Origin of the sequence: Enterococcus italicus DSM 15952 (genome assembly GCF_000185365.1) — a bacterium.
Classification (GTDB): domain Bacteria; phylum Bacillota; class Bacilli; order Lactobacillales; family Enterococcaceae; genus Enterococcus_G; species Enterococcus_G italicus.
The window spans coordinates 1-875 of record NZ_GL622272.1 but is presented as its reverse complement, the minus strand read 5'-3'; the positions used below and the strand labels follow the sequence as shown (position 1 = coordinate 875).

At 23.3% G+C, this 875-nt stretch carries 1 protein-coding gene; it reads left to right on the top strand.

Translation table 11 applies throughout. From position 1 onward, the window contains the following. The first annotated feature begins 246 nt into the window (after window positions 1-246). Window positions 247-768 carry a hypothetical protein gene (locus HMPREF9088_RS11210; RefSeq protein WP_007209377.1) on the top strand — a complete coding sequence of 174 codons (522 nt, stop codon included), beginning with the start codon at window positions 247-249 and terminating at the stop codon, window positions 766-768. Window positions 769-875 lie beyond the last annotated feature (107 nt).

Sequence of the window (875 nt, the reverse complement as noted above, 5' to 3'; positions counted from 1 at the left end):
AAAAGAAATAGTAAAAGACTCTAATAAACATAACTTTTTCAAATTGAATTATCAAAATATTTTGAAAAGAATTATGGTGATAAAATAGGATTTATTAAGGATTTAGCACCTGTTGTTGCTAATGATTTTTACAACAATTACAAAAACTGGAATACTGAAGAGGTAGAAGAATTTAAAAAAACTGAAGCACATAAAGATTTAAAGACTGCTATTTTTTACAGATTAAACACCTTATATGATAGTTTTTTGTTAGAAAAATTTAAGATATATTGCTTTTTAAAGCAAGCAGAAGAAGAAAATATGGATATGAGAATACTACAATCTGATAACTTAGATATGTTGTTAGGTATTGATTTTATGGTAAATATTAACATTGAATCTGAAGGTAATATCCTTAAATTTTACCAATTTATACACAGTATCAATGGGTCTGAAAGTAGCTATATAAAGTTAGAAGAAAAAATGCAGAAGAAATATACTGTAGAAACAACAGAAGGCTCTAAAGTAATTGATAGGAGCAAGTTATACAACAAAGATTTACATTTAGAACTAACAGATTTTTATAATCACACAACAAAAAATAATAAAGAAGAGCAGATAAAACATATACAAAAGCAAGTAGAATCAATAATAGCTAATAGTTACTTTGTTGACATAAACAAAGCTCTAAAATCAAAAGCAGAATATTTAGAGATAGCAAACAATCTACTAAAATTTAAAAAAAAGGAAGAATTAACTTTATATCATACAGATATTAAAAATCATTAAAAATATATCTAATCTGAATTAGATTAGATATATTAAAGAAATACATACTTTAACTATTGGAGTAGACCAATTAATTAAAATAAAAAACCAATTAATTAAAATAAAAA